The organism is Paraburkholderia sp. RL17-373-BIF-A (assembly GCF_046030175.1).
Taxonomy (GTDB): domain Bacteria; phylum Pseudomonadota; class Gammaproteobacteria; order Burkholderiales; family Burkholderiaceae; genus Paraburkholderia.
This window is the reverse complement of the sequence record NZ_JARESO010000021.1, coordinates 13,498-30,415: the sequence shown is the minus strand read 5'-3', so window position 1 is coordinate 30,415 and position 16,918 is coordinate 13,498. Positions and strand designations below refer to the sequence as shown.

Genomic DNA, 16,918 nt, shown 5'->3' with positions numbered 1-16,918 from the left:
GCCGGACAGATCAAAAAGCCGTCCAAGGGTGCTGAACCCTGGGCGGCTTTTGCTATCCTACGGTTTTACAAAAACACAGAAGCCATTCATGAATTACCCTCATCCGATCATCGCGCGAGAAGGCTGGCCGTTCATCGCCATCGCGGCCGTCGTTGCACTCCTGGTTCACTTCATCGCGGGGTTCGGCTTTTCATGGCTGTTCTGGCTCCTCCTGATCTTCGTCGTGCAGTTCTTCCGCGATCCGGCGCGCCCGATCCCCACGCAGGCGAATGCCGTGCTGTGCCCGGCCGACGGCCGTATCGTCGCGGTCGAGACCGCGCATGATCCGTATGCCAACCGTGAAGCGCTGAAGATCAGCGTGTTCATGAACGTCTTCAACGTCCACTCGCAACGTTCGCCGGTGGATGGCGCGATTTCCAAGGTCGAATATTTCCCGGGCGCGTATCTGAATGCCGCGGTGGACAAGGCTTCCACCGAAAACGAGCGCAATGCGGTGGTGATCGAAATGGCCGGCGGACAGACGGTGACCTCGGTGCAGATCGCCGGTTTGATCGCGCGGCGCATTCTTTGCTACGTACGGGCAGGTGAGCCGCTCACCCGTGGTCAACGGTACGGATTTATCCGCTTCGGTTCGCGCGTCGACGTGTATCTGCCGGTGGGCAGCCGTCCGCGTGTGTCGATCGGCGAGAAGGTTTCGGCGTCGTCCACGATCCTCGCTGAACTATAAAGCGGCACCAAGGAGGTTTTCCGAATGGCCGCATTCAAACCGCGTCGACCCCGTAACAGCGGACCGCTTCCGCGTCCGTTCCGCCGTAACAAGCCGATGGTGACGGAGGCGGCGGTCGACAGCCGGCGCGCCCAGCGTCAGCAGTTCCTGAGAAAGCGCGGCATTTATCTGCTGCCGAACGCCTTTACCACCGCGGCCCTGTTCTGCGGCTTCTTTGCCGTGGTGCAGGCCATGAATGTGCGCTTCGAGGTCGCGGCCATCGCGATCTTCGTGGCCATGGTGCTGGACGGCATGGATGGCCGCGTCGCCCGCATGACGCATACGCAAAGCGCGTTCGGCGAGCAGTTCGACAGCCTGTCGGACATGGTGTCGTTCGGTGTGGCGCCGGCGCTCGTGATGTACGAGTGGATTCTGAAGGACCTCGGCCGCTGGGGCTGGCTCGCGGCGTTCGTCTACTGTTCGGGCGCCGCGTTACGTCTCGCGCGGTTCAACACGAACATCGGCGTGGTCGACAAGCGTTTCTTCCAGGGCATGCCGAGCCCGGCCGCGGCGGCACTGATCGCCGGTTTCGTGTGGCTCGCCACCGACAACCGCGTGCCGCTCAAGCTGGTCTGGCTGCCGTGGGTTGCCTTCGTGCTGACCATCTACGCCGGCGTGACGATGGTGTCGAACGCGCCGTTCTATAGCGGCAAGGCGCTCGACGTGCGGCATCGCGTGCCCTTCGGCGTGATTCTGCTGGTAGTGGTCGCGTTCGTGCTGGTGTCCTCCGACCCGCCGCTGATGCTGTTCGGCCTGTTCGTGCTGTACGGCCTGTCCGGTTACGTGTTCTGGGGTTATCAGGCGATGCGGGGCAGGGCGAATCCGGCTCGCTCGGTGACAGGCGACAGGTAACGGTTCGCTCGCGTGCGCTGATGTGCATGACACTGGAAAACGGCGGCCTTCGGGTCGCCGTTTTTCGTTTGGCGAGCCCGTTTGGCGGTGCCCCGCAACGCTCCGTAGGCAGGTCCGGCGCTAATTGCACGCCGGCGGGAATGTCGCTATAGTCGTTGGATCAATGCGTTCACGTTCCTTGTCGAACCGCGCAACGAGCCTCGACAGGCGGCGCGCCGCTGAGCGTGCCCATGCTGGAGCGTCCGCCGCGCTGATGGCCACGCTTCGGGTCACGCTGATCGTTCTACCCTCCGTCCGCCTTCTCCGTGATCGAGTGTCGCCAGCGGTGGCGCAGACAGCCGAATTCCAATATCCCATCCCTACAATTGAACGACTCCGCAGGAGACTCGACATGTCCGACAAACTGATCATATTCGACACCACGTTGCGAGACGGCGAGCAATCGCCCGGCGCGTCAATGACGAAAGAAGAGAAAATCCGTATCGCCAAGCAACTCGAGCGGATGAAAGTGGACGTGATCGAAGCGGGCTTCGCGGCAAGCTCGAACGGCGACTTCGATTCGATCCATACGATCGCGGGCCTGATCAAGGACAGCACGGTCTGCTCGCTCGCCCGCGCCAACGACAAAGACATTCAGCGCGCGGCCGACGCGCTCAAACCCGCCGATCACTTCCGCATCCACACGTTCATCGCAACTTCGCCGTTGCACATGGAAAAGAAGCTGCGCATGACGCCGGACCAGGTGTTCGAGCAGGCCAAGCTGGCCGTGCGTTTCGCCCGCAAATTCACCGACGACGTCGAGTTCTCGCCGGAAGACGGCAGCCGCTCGGATATGGACTTTCTGTGCCGCGTGCTGGAAGCGGTGATCGCCGAAGGGGCGACTACGATCAACATCGCGGATACGGTCGGTTATGGCGTGCCGGAGTTGTACGGCCAGCTCGTTAAAACGCTGCGCGAGCGCATTCCGAACTCGCATAAAGCGGTGTTCTCGGTGCATTGCCATAACGACCTCGGCATGGCGGTGGCGAATTCGCTGGCCGGCGTGCAGATCGGCGGCGCGCGTCAGGTCGAGTGCACGATCAACGGCCTCGGCGAGCGTGCGGGTAACACGTCGCTCGAAGAAATCGTGATGGCGGTGAAGACCCGCAAGGATTACTTCGGCCTCGATATCGGTCTCGATACCACGCAGATCGTGCCGGCTTCGAAGCTGGTGTCGCAGATCACCGGTTTCGTCGTGCAGCCGAACAAGGCGGTGGTCGGGGCGAACGCGTTTGCGCACGCTTCGGGCATCCATCAGGACGGCGTACTGAAGGCGCGCGACACCTACGAAATCATGCGCGCCGAAGACGTGGGCTGGAGCGCGAACAAGATCGTGCTCGGCAAGCTGTCGGGCCGTAACGCGTTCAAGCAGCGTCTGCAGGAACTGGGTATCGCGCTGGATAGCGAAGGCGAGTTGAACACGGCGTTTGCGCGCTTCAAGGAACTGGCCGACCGCAAGTCGGAAATCTTCGACGAAGACATCATCGCGATTGTCACGGAGGAATCCGCCGAGGCGCAGGAGAGGGAGCACTACAAATTCCTGTCGCTGTCGCAACATTCGGAAACCGGCGAGCAACCGCACGCGAAAATCGTGTTCTCGGTGGAAGGCAAGGAAGTGACCGGCGAAGCGCGCGGCAACGGCCCGGTCGACGCCACGCTGAACGCGATCGAAACGGAAGTGGGCAGCGGCTCGGAACTGCTGCTTTACTCGGTGAATGCGATCACCACCGGCACGCAGGCGCAAGGCGAAGTGACCGTGCGTCTGTCGAAGAGCGGGCGCATCGTCAACGGCGTGGGCACTGATCCGGATATCGTCGCGGCTTCGGCGAAGGCGTATATCTCGGCGCTCAACAAGCTGTACTCGAACGCGGACAAATTGAATCCGCAACGTTCGGAGTGAGCGGTGTGGTAGCAGCGCGCTGACGGCGCGACTGCGTGGCCATCGTTCTCGTCTGAGTCGGGAGAGCCCCGTGCCTTGATTGGCACGGGGCTTTTTCATTGCGAGCGGCGTTACTCCGTCGCCGTGCGTCGCATCGACCAGCCGCGTGACGCGCGCGCCTGTGCCTGCACCTGATGCCGCACTTCGACAGCGATGCCGCGGCGTGGCGCGTCGGCCACGAATGTGTCGAGCAGTTCGCGCACGTCGTGGTCGACGAAATCGGCGCGCGTCGCATCGACGATCAAGGTGGCGCCGTCAGGAACCTGCTGCAGGTAGTGCTTGAGCGCCACCTTGCCGAGAAACGACACGTCCTTGCGAAACGACAGCAGATAGTGATCGCCGTGTTGCGCGAGCACGATCGGGCTGCGCAGATTCGCATACAACGCGAGCAGCACGCTGCACAGAATGCCGAGCACGATGCCGATCAGCAGGTCGGTCGCGAGCACGCCGACCAGCGTGACGATAAACGGCGCGAACGGCGCAAAGCCCTGTTTCGCGACGGCGACGAATAGCGACGGCTTGGCGAGCTTCAACCCCGTGAAGATCAGGATCGCCGCGAGACAGGCCAGCGGAATCAGGTTGATGACGCTAGTGAGTGCAAACACGCTGACGAGCAACAGCACGCCGTGAATGATCGCCGAGAGCCGGCTTTGCGCGCCCGCATGCACATTGGCCGAACTGCGCACGATCACCGACGTGATCGGCAAGCCGCCGATCGCGCCGGCAATCAGGTTGCCCACGCCTTGCGCCTTCAACTCGCGATCCGGCGGCGCGGCGCGTCGTTCGGGATCGATCTGCTCGACGGCTTCGAGGCTCAGCAGCGTTTCCAGGCTCGCGACGATCGCCAGCGTGATGGCGACGCGCCAGACATCGGGATTGACGAGCTGAGCGAAGTGCGGCCCGAAGTCGGCCCATTCCAATGCGAGTTGCAAGGCCGCGAACGATTCCAGCGGCGGCAGGGCGACCCGATGTTCGGCGGGCGGGGCGAGCGACGGCGCCAGCACGCTGAGCAGCAACGTCGCGCCGATCCCCAGCAGAACGACGGCGAGCGGCGCCGGTACGCGGCGCACCAGTGCGAAGCGCCGAAATGCGCGCGTCTCCCAGCCGATCAGAATCGCCAGCGACAGCAGGGTGATCACGCAGGCTGCAAGCGAAATCGAGCCGAACGGCGTGGCAACCGCTCCGGCCGCCAGCGCGGCAGCTTGCGTACCCGACGCCGCATGCACGCCGGACAGCCCGAGCGCGAGCGGAAACTGCTTGACGATCAGCAGCACGCCGATGGCCGCCAGCATGCCCTTGATCACCGGCGACGGCACATAGGCCGCAAAACGGCCGGCTTTGAGCATGCCGAAACCGAACTGGATCGCGCCGGACAGCAGTACGGCCAGCAGGAACGCGGAGAAGCTGCCGAGCTGCGCGATCCCGTCGACGACGATCACGACGAGGCCTGCTGCCGGCCCGCTCACGCTCAAGCGCGAGCCGCTCAGCACGGCCACCACCAGCCCGCCGACGATGCCCGAGACAAGCCCGGCAAATGGTTCGACGCCCGATGCGTTAGCGATGCCCAGACAAAGCGGCAGGGCCACTAGAAAAACGACCGTGCCCGCAAGCAGGTCGCGCTGAAACGTGGAGAAGAAAGCTCGAAGGTTCATGGTGTCGGTGCAGTGAGGAGTGGAGCCTGGTATGCGGCGAAAGCTGAACCGGATCGGATTCGCATGAAGTGCCGCGTGGGTGTCGCGTCAAGCGGCGGCGCTGTGGGCGGCGGTCGTGCAGGTCATCGCGTCGTCGGCTTCGTAGCCGGACGTGAGGACCTTGATGCGCCCGTCTTCGAGCGCGAAGATCCAGCCGTGTACGAGCGGCGCCATATCGGCCTCCCGCACGATGGGGTGCGCGCGCAACCCACGCACCTGTTCGAGCACGTTCAGCTCGGCGAGGCGGTTGACACGCTCACGTTCGCTATCGTGGTCCTGCAGTTCTTCGTGATGCGCCTTGGCGAGCGTGCAAAGCGGCGCGATCCGCCGATTCACATGCGGCAGGCTCGGCTCGGGCGGCAGCAGCGCGGCGCGCACGCCGCCGCATCCGTAATGGCCGCAGACGATCACGTGGCCGACCTTCAGCACCTTCACCGCATATTCGAGGACGCTCGCCGAATTGTCGTCGTCGGGCTGAAAGAGGTTGGCGATGTTGCGGTGGACAAACAGGTCGCCCGGTTCGCAATGCGTGATGGTCTCGGCGGGCACACGGCTGTCCGAGCAGCCGATCCACAGGACGTGGGGATTCTGGCCGCGCACCAGATCGCGGAAAAACTCGGGGTTGCGCACGGCGGTTTCATGCGCCCAGGCGACGTTGGCGACCAGCAGGCGTTTGGGACGATTCATGGATAGCGGCTCCGTAGTGGGGCGCATTCATTCGGCGCCGAATTCACGGCTGCGCTCGTGCGGCCTCATGAGAGGCCAGCACCGAATCAATGCTTACGAAAGCCTTTCTATCAAAAAATAAATCTGCTGTGCGCGAAATAAAATTCGCCGCCATGCGTAATAAATAAAAAAAAGCCGCCCGGGAAGGCGGCTTCGTAGATGCATGCGAATCGGATCAGGCGGCGCTCAGAACAGGCTGCGGCGATCCGGATCGTGCAACGGATCGGGCGTTTTCTGCGTCAGGCGCACGATGCCCTGCTCGTCGAAATAAAAGCTGTACATCATGTACCAGACGTTGTCTTCCAGATAACGGTAGGTCCAGACTTCGCGCTTCATCAACGGGAAGTACGACGTTTCGACCGGGCGGCCAAAATTCACCAGCACGTCGCTCTTGGTCCATTTGCCGATTTCGGCGCGGTAGAACTCGTTGGGCTGCAGCACCTGGCGCACATTGACGATCTTGCCGGATGCGTCGATGTCGGCCGCGGTGGTGGTTTCGCCCATCGGCTGGGTCGGCCACATCAGCCGCTTGCCGCCATTCGGCAGGTCATAGCTTTCGCGCGGCGGGCCGAGGCGCGCGACGATGGTCGATTCGTCCGCGCCTTGGGTGTATTGCTGCCACGGCTGTACGCAGCCGGCAAGCGCCAGCGCGCTCAGGCAGACGAGCGCCGCGCGGCGCAAGCGCCCCGCGGCCGGCGCTCCGATCGAGGCCGCCGTGGTGTGATGGCGGTTTAACATGTATTCCTCCGATGGCGTTTGAGTAGCGGTTTTTATCATCGAGACGCATTATTTTGACACGCGCTGTGGCAAAAGATTTGCGCTTCATGAAGAGCCGGCCGGGCAATACGATAACGCTTGCGCCGGCTTGCTTATTCCGTCCTGAACGCCCTATGATCCGCGCTTTCACCAATCACGCGGGGCGATGACGATGGCGAAGTGGCAACGGACGGCGGCGGCGGTGCTGGCGGCGATGTCGATGGCCGCGGTCGCGTATGCGGCGAGCGAGCGGGCGGCTAATCCCGCGGCCAGCCTTGGAGCAAAGCCGGCGAGCAAACCCACCGGCGCGCCGATCCAGCTGGCGCTGATCGAAGGCATGTCCGGCCCGTTCGCCAACGCGGGCGCGGCGGTGGAGCGCAACCTGCGCTTCGGCGTCGAGCAGGTGAATGCGCACGGCGGCGTGAAGCTCGCCGACGGCGCGCATCCGTTCGAGCTGGTCGTGCTCGACAGCAAGGGCGGCACCGAAGAGGCGCTCACGCAATTGCGCGCGGCCGCCGACCGTCATATCGGCTACATCATGCAGGGCAACAGCTCGGCGGTCGCCGCCGCGCTGATCGGCGCGATCGACAAGCAGAACAGCCGCGAACCGGGCAACCGCGAACTGTTCCTCAACTATTCCGCCGACGACCCGTCGCTGACCAACGCCAACTGCAGCTTCTGGCATTTCCGCTTCGACGCGCACGCGGGCATGCGCATGGACGCGCTGGCCGACGTGATCCAGCGCGACAAGGCGGTGAAGAAGGTCTATCTGCTGAACCAGGATTACAGCTTCGGACACGACGTCAGCAGCCTCGCGCGTTCGACGCTGACGACGAAGCGTCCGGACATCGCGGTGGTCGGCGACGAATTTCATCCGATCGGCCGCGTGAAGGACTTCGCGCCGTACATTGCGAAGATCCGCGCGAGCGGGGCGGACGCCGTGATCACCGGCAATTGGGGCAACGACCTGACGCTGCTCGTCAAGGCCGCGCGCGAGCAGGGGCTGGACACGAAGTTCTACACGTTCTACGGCAACAGCCTCGGCGCGCCCGCCGCTTTGGGCGACGCCGGCGTCGGCCACGTGATCGCGGTGGCAGACTGGCATCCGAACGCCGGCGGCGCGGCGTCCGACGCCTGGTACGGGGCCTTCCGGGCGCGCTTTCCGGCCGCGCAGGACGACTACCCGGTGCTGCGCATGCCGCTGATGATCGAAACTCTGGCTGCGGCAATGACGCGCGCCGGCAGCGCCGATCCGATGGCGGTGGCGAAAGCCCTCGAGGGAATCAAGTTCGACAACGGCTTCCACGCCTCGTGGATGCGCGCCGACGATCATCAACTGATCCAGCCCCTTTACGTGATGGAGATGGACAAAGCCGGTACGCCGGGCGTGCATTTCGATAACGAAGGCTCCGGCTACGGTTTTCGCACGGTGCTGGCGCTGCCGCCCGAGCGCACCGTCCTGCCGACCGTCTGCAGGATGAAGCGGCCGTGATCGAGGCGAGGCGCGCCATCGCCCGGCACAGCGGGGTTCGCGGCCGGATTGGGCTGTGCTACAATACGCGTCCCGTTGTGAGGCAAGCCTTTATCCAAGGCCTGTCAGCAATATTTAAAGCACACGGGTAACCCACGGCACGGCCTTTCTTCCGTGACCGCCTGTCTAGTTCTTAAGGAAATCGACATGTCCGCAGTTGAAACAAGCAAGAAGTCCGAAGTCGTTGCGCAATTCGCACGCGCCGCTAACGACACCGGCTCCCCCGAAGTTCAGGTCGCGCTGCTCACGACCCGCATCAACGAACTGACCGTTCACTTCAAGGCACACACGAAAGATCACCACAGCCGCCGCGGTCTGCTGCGCATGGTGAGCCGCCGTCGTAAGCTGCTCGATTACCTGAAGGGTAAGGACGCGGATCGTTACCGCGCACTGATCGAGAAGCTGGGTCTGCGTAAGTAATCGGCCAGTCGTTCAGCAAGATGCCTGTGTCAGTTCCACTGATACAGGCATTTTGTTTTTGCACGGTGCGCTTCATGTGATGCGCGCCGGCTGTTCTCCGCAGTGGCGTGCCGGTTCATGCGGCGGGAGCAGGCAGCAGTAATCAAGCAGTAGAGCAAGCAGTAAAGAAGAGATTCATGGCCGGGCTTCAGGGGCGGAGCTTTGTGTCATTCCAGCGGTTCGCGCGCGTACTCGACGTAGGGCGTGGTTCTCTGGAATGGCATAACACTACTCTTCCCATGCGGCGCCGGTCCTGGCGTTGCCGCGCCGCTTCTGGTCCGCGCGGCATTACGAAGAGGAAAAGCAATGACTATGTTCAATAAGATCGTCAAAGAATTTCAGTGGGGACAACATAAGGTTCGCCTCGAGACCGGCGAAATCGCTCGCCAGGCGAGCGGTGCCGTAATCGTCGACGTCGAAGATACCGTGGTGCTGGCCACCGTGGTCGGCGCCAAGACGGCCAAGCCGGGTCAAGACTTTTTCCCGCTGACCGTCGACTACCTCGAAAAGACTTACGCCGCTGGCAAGATCCCGGGTGGCTTCTTCCGCCGCGAAGGCCGTCCGTCGGAAGGCGAAACGCTGATCTCGCGCCTGATCGATCGTCCGCTGCGCCCGCTGTTCCCGGAAGGCTTCTACAACGAAGTCCAGGTCGTGATCCACGTCCTGTCGCTGAACCCCGAAATCCCCGCTGACATCCCCGCGCTGATCGGCGCGTCGGCGGCGCTCGCCGTGTCGGGTCTGCCGTTCAACGGCCCGGTCGGCGCAGCACGCGTGGCCTACATCAACAACGAATACGTGTTGAACCCGACGCGTCCGCAAATGAAGGAATCGGCGCTCGACCTGATCGTCGCCGGTACGGAACGCGCGGTGCTGATGGTGGAATCGGAAGCGCAGCAACTGAGCGAAGAAGTGATGCTCGGCGGCGTCGTGTTCGGCCACGAACAAATGCAGATTGCGATCGACGCAATCCACGAACTGGTCCGCGAAGGCGGCAAGCCGGAATGGGATTGGCAACCGGCGGCGAAGAACGAGCCGCTGATCGCACGCGTGACGGAACTGGCGCAAGCCGACCTGCTCGCGGCTTACCAACTGCGCGACAAGCAAGCCCGTTCGACCAAGCTGAAGGAAGTCTACGCAGCCACGTCGGCGAAGCTGGAAGAAGACGCCGCAGCAGGCGGCACGGTGGCGGCCGACAAGGCAACCGTCGGCAACGTGCTGTTCGACATCGAAGCGAAGATCGTCCGTACGCAGATCCTGAACGGCGAACCGCGTATCGACGGCCGCGACACGCGCACCGTGCGTCCGATCGAAATCCGTACTGGCGTTCTGCCGCGCACCCACGGTTCGGCACTGTTCACGCGCGGCGAAACGCAAGCGCTGGTGGTGGCCACGCTGGGCACGAAGGGCGACGAGCAGAACATCGACGCGCTCGAAGGCGAGTACCGCGAACGCTTCATGCTCCACTACAACATGCCTCCGTTCGCGACCGGCGAAACGGGCCGCGTCGGTTCGCCGAAGCGCCGTGAAATCGGTCACGGCCGTCTCGCCAAGCGCGCGCTGGCTGCCTGCCTGCCGAGCGCCGACGAATTCGGCTACTCGATTCGCGTCGTGTCGGAAATCACGGAATCGAACGGTTCCTCGTCGATGGCTTCGGTGTGCGGCGGCTGCCTCGCGCTGATGGACGCCGGCGTGCCGATGAAGGCGCACGTCGCCGGCATCGCCATGGGCCTGATCCTGGAAGGCAATAAGTTCGCCGTGCTGACCGACATCCTCGGCGACGAAGATCACCTCGGCGACATGGACTTCAAGGTGGCGGGCACGGAACAAGGCGTGACCGCGCTGCAGATGGACATCAAGATCCAGGGCATTACCAAGGAAATCATGCAGGTGGCCCTCGCGCAAGCGAAGGAAGGCCGTATGCACATCCTCGGCAAGATGACCTTGGCGGTGTCGGGCGCGAACACGGTGCTGTCGGACTACGCACCGCGCATGATCACCATCAAGATCAATCCGGAAAAGATTCGCGACGTGATCGGCAAGGGTGGTTCGGTGATCCGCGCGCTGACCGAAGAAACCGGCACGACGATCGATATTTCGGACGACGGCGTCGTCACCATCGCCAGCACGAGCAGCGAAGGGATGGCCGAAGCGAAGAAGCGTATCGAGAACATCACGCTGGAAGTCGAAGTGGGCCAGGTGTACGAAGGCACCGTGCTCAAGCTGCTCGATTTCGGCGCGATCGTGAACATCCTGCCGGGCAAGGATGGTCTGCTGCACATCTCCGAAATCGCCAACGAGCGTATCAAGGACATCAACGACTACCTGAAGGATGGCCAGCAAGTGAAGGTCAAGGTCATCCAGACGGACGAAAAGGGCCGCGTGCGTTTGTCGGCCAAGGCGTTGCTGAATGAAGGCGCGAATGGCGCAAGCGGCGCGCCGCAAGGCGAACCGACGCCGCAGTAATGCGGTAGCGGCACAACGGCCGGCAGCGTGAATGCGCGCCGGCCGTTTTTTATGAAGGGTGCAGGGTGGATTGCGTTGCAGGTGGACAGAAACGGGTACTCTATTTGTTCATTCCGGCATGCAACGCAATCCAATCTTGGAGTTGACGCAGATGAAAGCGATCGAAATCACCGAATTCGGAGCGCCGGACGTCCTGAAGCTGGCTGAGCGGCCCACGCCGCAGCCGAAAGCAGGCGAGGTGCTGATCAAGGTGGCCGCATCCGGCATCAACCGTCCGGACGTGTTCCAGCGCAAGGGCGGCTATGCGCCGCCGCCGGGCGCGTCGGATCTGCCGGGGCTGGAAGTGGCGGGTGAAATCGTCGAAGGGTCGATCGACGAGAAGAACAACCCGTTCGGTCTGAAGGTAGGCGATCGCGTGTGCGCGTTGCTGGCCGGCGGCGGCTACGCGGAATACGCGGTCGCGCCGCTGCTGCAGTGCCTGCCGGTGCCGGCCGGTTTGTCGGATGTCGAAGCGGCTTCGCTGCCGGAAACGTTCTTCACGGTGTGGAGCAATGTGTTCGACCGTGCGCAACTCGGCAAGGGCGAAGGCGCGCCGAACGAAACGCTGCTGGTGCAGGGCGGTTCCAGCGGCATCGGCGTGACGGCGATCCAGATTGCGCATGCGCTCGGCTTTCGCGTGTTCGCGACCGCTGGCTCGGACGAGAAGTGCCGCGCCTGTGAAGCGTTGGGCGCGGAGCGGGCGATCAACTACAAGACTGAAGATTTCGTCGAAGTGATCAAGTCGCTGACCAACGATCGCGGCGTAGACGTGGTGCTCGACATGGTGGCGGGCAGTTATGTGTCGCGCGAACTGACGGCGTTGGCAGACGGCGGCCGCATCGTGCTGATCGCGTTGCTGGGTGGCGCGAAAGCGGAGCTCAATCTGAACGAGGTGCTGCGCCGCCGTTTGACGCTGACCGGTTCGACGCTGCGTCCGAGGCCGGTCGAATTCAAGGCGAAGATTGCCGCGCAGTTGAAAGAGCATGTCTGGCCGCATCTCGAAGACGGCCGCATCAAGCCGGTGGTGCATCGCGTGTTCCCGGCCGCGCAGGCTGCCGACGCGCACGCGCTGATGGAGAGCAGCACGCATGTCGGCAAGATCGTACTGTCTTGGGGTCAGGACGCGTGACACGGTCGGTTTGACCCGATCCACCCCACGCAGTAAAATTGCGCGTTTTGCGCACGCCGCATGAAACCGAAAGGCGGACTGTAAGCGCAAACAAAGTCCGCCGCCAAGACAAGACGAGACGATGTCGAAACAACGAGCCAAACTGGTAGTCGGTAACTGGAAGATGCACGGGCGCCTCGCCGAGAATGCCACGCTGTTGCAAGCCGTGGCGCAAGGCGCGGGCGAATTGCCGGCCGACGTGCGCGTCGGCGTCTGCGTGCCGAGTCCGTACCTCGCGCAGTCTCAATCGTTGCTGGAAGGCAGCCGGGTCGTGTGGGGCGTGCAGGACGTGTCAGCGTTCACGCATGGCGCCTATACCGGCGAAGTGGCCGCGCCGATGGTGGTGGATTTCGGCGCCACGCTCGCGATCGTCGGACACTCGGAGCGCCGTGCCTATCATCGCGAAAGTGCTGAACTGGTCGCGGTGAAAACGCAGCGCGCGCTGGAAGCAGGCCTGACGCCGATCGTCTGTGTCGGCGAAACGCTTGAAGAGCGCGAAGCCGGTTCGACCGAGCAGGTGGTCGGCACGCAACTGGACGAAGTGCTGGCCAAGTTGTCGGTGCAAGAGGCGGCGCGGCTTGTCGTCGCGTATGAGCCGGTTTGGGCGATCGGCACCGGCAAGAGCGCAAGCTCGGAGCAGGCGCAGGCAGTCCATGCGTTTCTGCGTGCGCGTCTGGCGGCAAAGGGTGCGGCGGTGGCGGATGTGCCGCTGTTGTACGGCGGCAGTGTGAAGCCGGAAAACGCGGAAGAATTGTTCCGCCAGCCGGATATCGACGGTGGCCTGATCGGCGGCGCGTCGTTGAAAGACCAGGATTTCCTGGCGATCTGCAAGGCGGCGGCCGCAACGAGCGTCGCCGGTTAAGCAGGGCGCCTTGGCGAGGATGACCCCATCCCGTGCAGCACGCAGTGTGTGGCGCGGTTAAATAAAGACTCAGGTGAGTGTGATGCTGTATTTGAAAACATTGATTATCGTCGTTCAGCTGTTGTCGGCACTCGGGGTTATCGGCCTCGTCTTGCTGCAGCACGGCAAAGGCGCCGATATGGGCGCGGCTTTTGGTAGCGGCGCGTCGGGAAGCCTGTTCGGCGCGACCGGTTCGGCAAACTTTTTGTCGCGTACAACGGCGGTGCTCGCAGCGGTATTTTTTGTCACCACGCTGACGCTCACTTACCTCGGCGCGTATCGTGCGAAACCTTCCGCAGGCGTGCTGGGCGCGGCTGTGACTGCGCCGGTCGCGGCTTCGGCTGCCTCGGCACCGGCAGGTGGCTCGGCTGTTTTGCCGGCATCGGCTGCGTCCGTCCCGGCGACCGACGTGCCGAAATAAATTTTCGTTCAAACGTGCTTTTGTGCGTTGAACAATCTGTTTAGACCAGTTACAATCTAAGTCTTGAAGCGATTCGCGGGTTTTATAAGTTGTTTTCCCGGATTGCATGCAGTGCCGACGTGGTGAAATTGGTAGACACGCTATCTTGAGGGGGTAGTGGCGAAAGCTGTGCGAGTTCGAGTCTCGCCGTCGGCACCAAAATGTTATCTAAATGCCAGCCGCTTGCTTCGCTTCGGCTGGCATTTTCACTTCTGACGTGCGGCTTGCGTTGGGCTTGCGGCATGTGCGTTTCGGAAGTGATTTCGCGTCAGGAGTGCTATGCTCCTGACGGCACTCAGAACCAACCGATTGAGGATAGTCTTGAACCTCGCAGCCTATTTCCCCGTCTTGTTGTTCCTCGTTGTGGGCACCGGTTTAGGCGTAGCACTGGTCAGTATCGGCAAGATCCTCGGTCCCAACAAGCCCGATACCGAGAAAAACGCACCGTACGAGTGCGGCTTCGAAGCATTCGAAGATGCGCGTATGAAGTTCGACGTGCGCTATTACCTCGTCGCCATTCTCTTCATCATTTTCGACCTTGAAACCGCGTTCCTGTTCCCGTGGGGCGTTGCTCTGCGCGACATCGGCTGGCCGGGCTTCATGGCAATGATGATTTTCCTGCTCGAATTCCTGCTGGGCTTCGCCTATATCTGGAAGAAGGGCGGCCTCGACTGGGAATGATGGATTAATCGCCGGTTTGCGTGGGTGGCCAAGGCTTGCCGCCCCGTCTGGAGTGGAAAGCAAATGAGTATCGAAGGGGTCTTGAAGGAAGGGTTTGTCACCACCACGGCTGACAAACTGATCAACTGGACGCGCACCGGCTCGCTGTGGCCGATGACGTTCGGTCTTGCGTGCTGCGCAGTCGAGATGATGCATGCGGGCGCTGCCCGTTACGACCTCGACCGATTTGGCGTGGTGTTTCGTCCGAGTCCGCGTCAGTCGGACGTGATGATCGTCGCCGGTACGCTGTGCAACAAGATGGCGCCGGCTCTGCGCAAGGTCTACGACCAGATGGCCGAGCCGCGCTGGGTGATTTCGATGGGCTCGTGCGCGAACGGCGGCGGCTATTACCACTACTCGTATTCAGTGGTGCGCGGCTGTGACCGGATCGTGCCGGTCGACGTCTATGTGCCGGGTTGTCCGCCCACGGCGGAAGCGCTGGTGTACGGCGTGATCCAGTTACAGGCCAAGATTCGCCGCACCAACACAATCGCCCGTCAATAAGGCCAACGCCTCCCCCACAATATGGCAAGCAAACTCGAGACCCTGAAAGCGAACCTCGAGGCGGCCTTTGGCGGCCTCCTGCTGAACATCACCGAAGCAATCGGTGAGTTGACGATCGTCGTGAAAGCCGGCGACTACCTCAACGTGGCAACCCGTTTGCGCGACGATCGCTCGCTCGGTTTCGAGCAATGCGTGGATCTGTGCGGCGTCGACTATCAGACCTACGCCGACGGCGCTTACGACGGTCCGCGTTTCGCGGCCGTTCTGCATTTGTTGTCGGTGCAGAACAACTGGCGTCTGCGTCTGCGCGTGTTCGCACCGGACGACGAAGTGCCGATCCTGCCGTCTGTGGTCGAAATCTGGAATTCGGTCAACTGGTACGAGCGCGAAGCATTCGACCTGTACGGCATCGTCTTCGAAGGCCACCCGGACCTGCGCCGCATCCTGACCGACTACGGTTTCATTGGTCACCCGTTCCGTAAAGATTTCCCTGTCTCCGGCTACGTCGAAATGCGTTACGACCCGGAAGAGAAGCGCGTCGTCTATCAGCCTGTGACGATCGAGCCGCGGGAAATCACGCCGCGCGTGATCCGCGAAGATCGCTATGGCGGTCTGAAACACTAAGAGAACGCCATGGCAGAGATCAAGAACTACACGCTCAACTTCGGCCCTCAGCACCCGGCAGCGCACGGTGTGCTGCGCCTCGTGCTCGAACTCGACGGCGAAGTCATCCAGCGCGCCGATCCGCACATCGGCCTGCTGCATCGTGCGACTGAAAAGCTCGCCGAAACCAAAACATACATCCAGTCGGTGCCGTACATGGACCGTCTCGACTACGTGTCGATGATGGTCAACGAGCACGGCTACGTGATGGCGATCGAAAAGCTGCTCGGCATCGAGGTGCCGGTACGCGCGCAATACATTCGCGTAATGTTCGACGAAGTCACGCGTGTGCTGAACCACCTGATGTGGATCGGCGCGCACGCGCTCGACGTCGGCGCCATGGCGGTGTTTCTGTACGCGTTCCGTGAACGCGAAGATTTGATGGACGTGTACGAAGCGGTGTCCGGCGCACGGATGCACGCGGCTTACTATCGTCCGGGCGGCGTCTATCGCGATCTGCCTGACGCAATGCCGCAATACAAGGCGTCGAAAATTCGCAATGCGAAGGCATTGTCGAGGATGAATGAGAACCGCCAGGGCTCGTTGCTCGACTTCATCGACGATTTCTTCACGCGTTTCCCGAAGTGCGTCGACGAATACGAAACGCTGCTCACCGACAACCGGATCTGGAAGCAACGCCTGGTCGGTATCGGTGTGGTCAGCCCGGAACGTGCGCTGAATCTCGGCATGACCGGTGCGATGCTGCGTGGCTCGGGCATCGAATGGGATCTGCGCAAGAAGCAGCCGTACGAAGTCTACGACAAGCTCGATTTCGACATTCCGGTCGGCGTGAATGGCGATTGCTATGACCGCTATCTGGTGCGTGTCGAAGAAATGCGCCAGTCCACACGGATCGTGAAACAGTGCATTGAGTGGCTGCGCAAGAATCCCGGCCCTGTGATGGTCGACAATCACAAGGTTGCGCCGCCGTCGCGCGTGGGCATGAAGTCGAACATGGAAGAGCTGATTCACCACTTCAAGCTCTTCACGGAAGGCTTCCACGTGCCGGAAGGCGAGGCGTATGCCGCGGTCGAGCATCCGAAGGGCGAGTTCGGCATCTATCTGATTTCCGACGGCGCCAACAAGCCGTATCGCCTGAAGATCCGCGCACCGGGCTACGCACACCTGTCCACGCTCGACGAAATGGCGCGCGGTCACATGATCGCCGACGCCGTGACGATCATCGGCACGCAGGACATCGTGTTCGGCGAAGTGGATCGCTAGGACGTATTCATCAGAGC

General features: G+C 62.3%; 16 protein-coding genes and 1 tRNA gene. 14 read left to right on the top strand and 3 right to left on the bottom strand.

Features of this window, described 5'->3' with window-relative positions:
* Nucleotides 1-88: 88 nt before the first annotated feature.
* From P0D80_RS24905 to P0D80_RS24895, 3 genes are all read left to right on the top strand, one after another.
* On the top strand, nucleotides 89-727 hold the full coding sequence (locus P0D80_RS24905) for a phosphatidylserine decarboxylase (RefSeq protein ID WP_012432365.1): 639 nt from the start codon (nucleotides 89-91) through the stop codon (nucleotides 725-727).
* 24 nt (nucleotides 728-751) lie between these two features.
* Nucleotides 752-1,618 (top strand): CDP-diacylglycerol--serine O-phosphatidyltransferase, encoded by an 867-nt coding sequence (gene pssA, locus P0D80_RS24900; protein WP_132375262.1) that lies wholly within the window; start codon nucleotides 752-754, stop codon nucleotides 1,616-1,618.
* A gap of 391 nt (nucleotides 1,619-2,009) precedes the next feature.
* Entirely contained in the window at nucleotides 2,010-3,557 is a 1,548-nt protein-coding gene (locus tag P0D80_RS24895) for a 2-isopropylmalate synthase (RefSeq protein ID WP_132375261.1), read from the top strand.
* A gap of 110 nt (nucleotides 3,558-3,667) precedes the next feature.
* Here the strand turns inward: P0D80_RS24895 and P0D80_RS24890 are convergent, their stop codons facing one another.
* From P0D80_RS24890 to P0D80_RS24880, 3 genes are all read right to left on the bottom strand, one after another.
* Nucleotides 3,668-5,248, bottom strand: coding sequence for a SulP family inorganic anion transporter (locus P0D80_RS24890; protein WP_408287188.1), 1,581 nt, complete (start codon nucleotides 5,246-5,248; stop codon nucleotides 3,668-3,670).
* A gap of 87 nt (nucleotides 5,249-5,335) precedes the next feature.
* Nucleotides 5,336-5,974, bottom strand: a complete 639-nt coding sequence (locus P0D80_RS24885) for a carbonic anhydrase (RefSeq protein ID WP_408287185.1) — start codon at nucleotides 5,972-5,974, stop codon at nucleotides 5,336-5,338.
* 225 nt (nucleotides 5,975-6,199) lie between these two features.
* On the bottom strand, nucleotides 6,200-6,751 hold the full coding sequence (locus tag P0D80_RS24880; RefSeq protein WP_408178043.1) for a hypothetical protein: 552 nt from the start codon (nucleotides 6,749-6,751) through the stop codon (nucleotides 6,200-6,202).
* 184 nt (nucleotides 6,752-6,935) lie between these two features.
* Here P0D80_RS24880 and P0D80_RS24875 point away from each other — a divergent pair, with 184 nt between their 5' ends.
* From P0D80_RS24875 to P0D80_RS24825, 11 genes are all read left to right on the top strand, one after another.
* Entirely contained in the window at nucleotides 6,936-8,261 is a 1,326-nt protein-coding gene (locus P0D80_RS24875) for a branched-chain amino acid ABC transporter substrate-binding protein (protein ID WP_408287181.1), read from the top strand.
* 186 nt (nucleotides 8,262-8,447) lie between these two features.
* On the top strand, nucleotides 8,448-8,720 hold the full coding sequence (gene rpsO / locus P0D80_RS24870) for a 30S ribosomal protein S15 (RefSeq protein WP_011487489.1): 273 nt from the start codon (nucleotides 8,448-8,450) through the stop codon (nucleotides 8,718-8,720).
* A gap of 345 nt (nucleotides 8,721-9,065) precedes the next feature.
* Nucleotides 9,066-11,222: a polyribonucleotide nucleotidyltransferase gene (gene pnp / locus P0D80_RS24865; RefSeq protein ID WP_408287178.1), complete on the top strand. Its 2,157-nt coding sequence runs from the start codon at nucleotides 9,066-9,068 to the stop codon at nucleotides 11,220-11,222.
* 151 nt (nucleotides 11,223-11,373) lie between these two features.
* Nucleotides 11,374-12,390: an NAD(P)H-quinone oxidoreductase gene (locus P0D80_RS24860; protein ID WP_408287175.1), complete on the top strand. Its 1,017-nt coding sequence runs from the start codon at nucleotides 11,374-11,376 to the stop codon at nucleotides 12,388-12,390.
* A gap of 121 nt (nucleotides 12,391-12,511) precedes the next feature.
* On the top strand, nucleotides 12,512-13,291 hold the full coding sequence (gene tpiA / locus P0D80_RS24855; RefSeq protein ID WP_106306759.1) for a triose-phosphate isomerase: 780 nt from the start codon (nucleotides 12,512-12,514) through the stop codon (nucleotides 13,289-13,291).
* 82 nt (nucleotides 13,292-13,373) lie between these two features.
* Nucleotides 13,374-13,751 carry a preprotein translocase subunit SecG gene (secG, locus tag P0D80_RS24850; RefSeq protein WP_095419939.1) on the top strand — a complete coding sequence of 126 codons (378 nt, stop codon included), beginning with the start codon at nucleotides 13,374-13,376 and terminating at the stop codon, nucleotides 13,749-13,751.
* Between the two features lie 113 nt (nucleotides 13,752-13,864).
* Nucleotides 13,865-13,949 (top strand) — tRNA-Leu (locus P0D80_RS24845).
* 162 nt (nucleotides 13,950-14,111) lie between these two features.
* Nucleotides 14,112-14,471: an NADH-quinone oxidoreductase subunit A gene (locus P0D80_RS24840; RefSeq protein WP_013339872.1), complete on the top strand. Its 360-nt coding sequence runs from the start codon at nucleotides 14,112-14,114 to the stop codon at nucleotides 14,469-14,471.
* Nucleotides 14,472-14,534: 63 nt separating this feature from the next.
* A complete protein-coding gene (locus P0D80_RS24835; protein ID WP_006052903.1) occupies nucleotides 14,535-15,014 on the top strand; it encodes a NuoB/complex I 20 kDa subunit family protein in 480 nt (159 codons plus the stop codon).
* A 21-nt stretch (nucleotides 15,015-15,035) separates the two neighbouring features.
* Nucleotides 15,036-15,638, top strand: a complete 603-nt coding sequence (locus P0D80_RS24830) for an NADH-quinone oxidoreductase subunit C (RefSeq protein ID WP_132375255.1) — start codon at nucleotides 15,036-15,038, stop codon at nucleotides 15,636-15,638.
* Nucleotides 15,639-15,647: 9 nt separating this feature from the next.
* Nucleotides 15,648-16,901, top strand: a complete 1,254-nt coding sequence (locus P0D80_RS24825; RefSeq protein WP_408178045.1) for an NADH-quinone oxidoreductase subunit D — start codon at nucleotides 15,648-15,650, stop codon at nucleotides 16,899-16,901.
* Nucleotides 16,902-16,918: the final 17 nt, after the last annotated feature.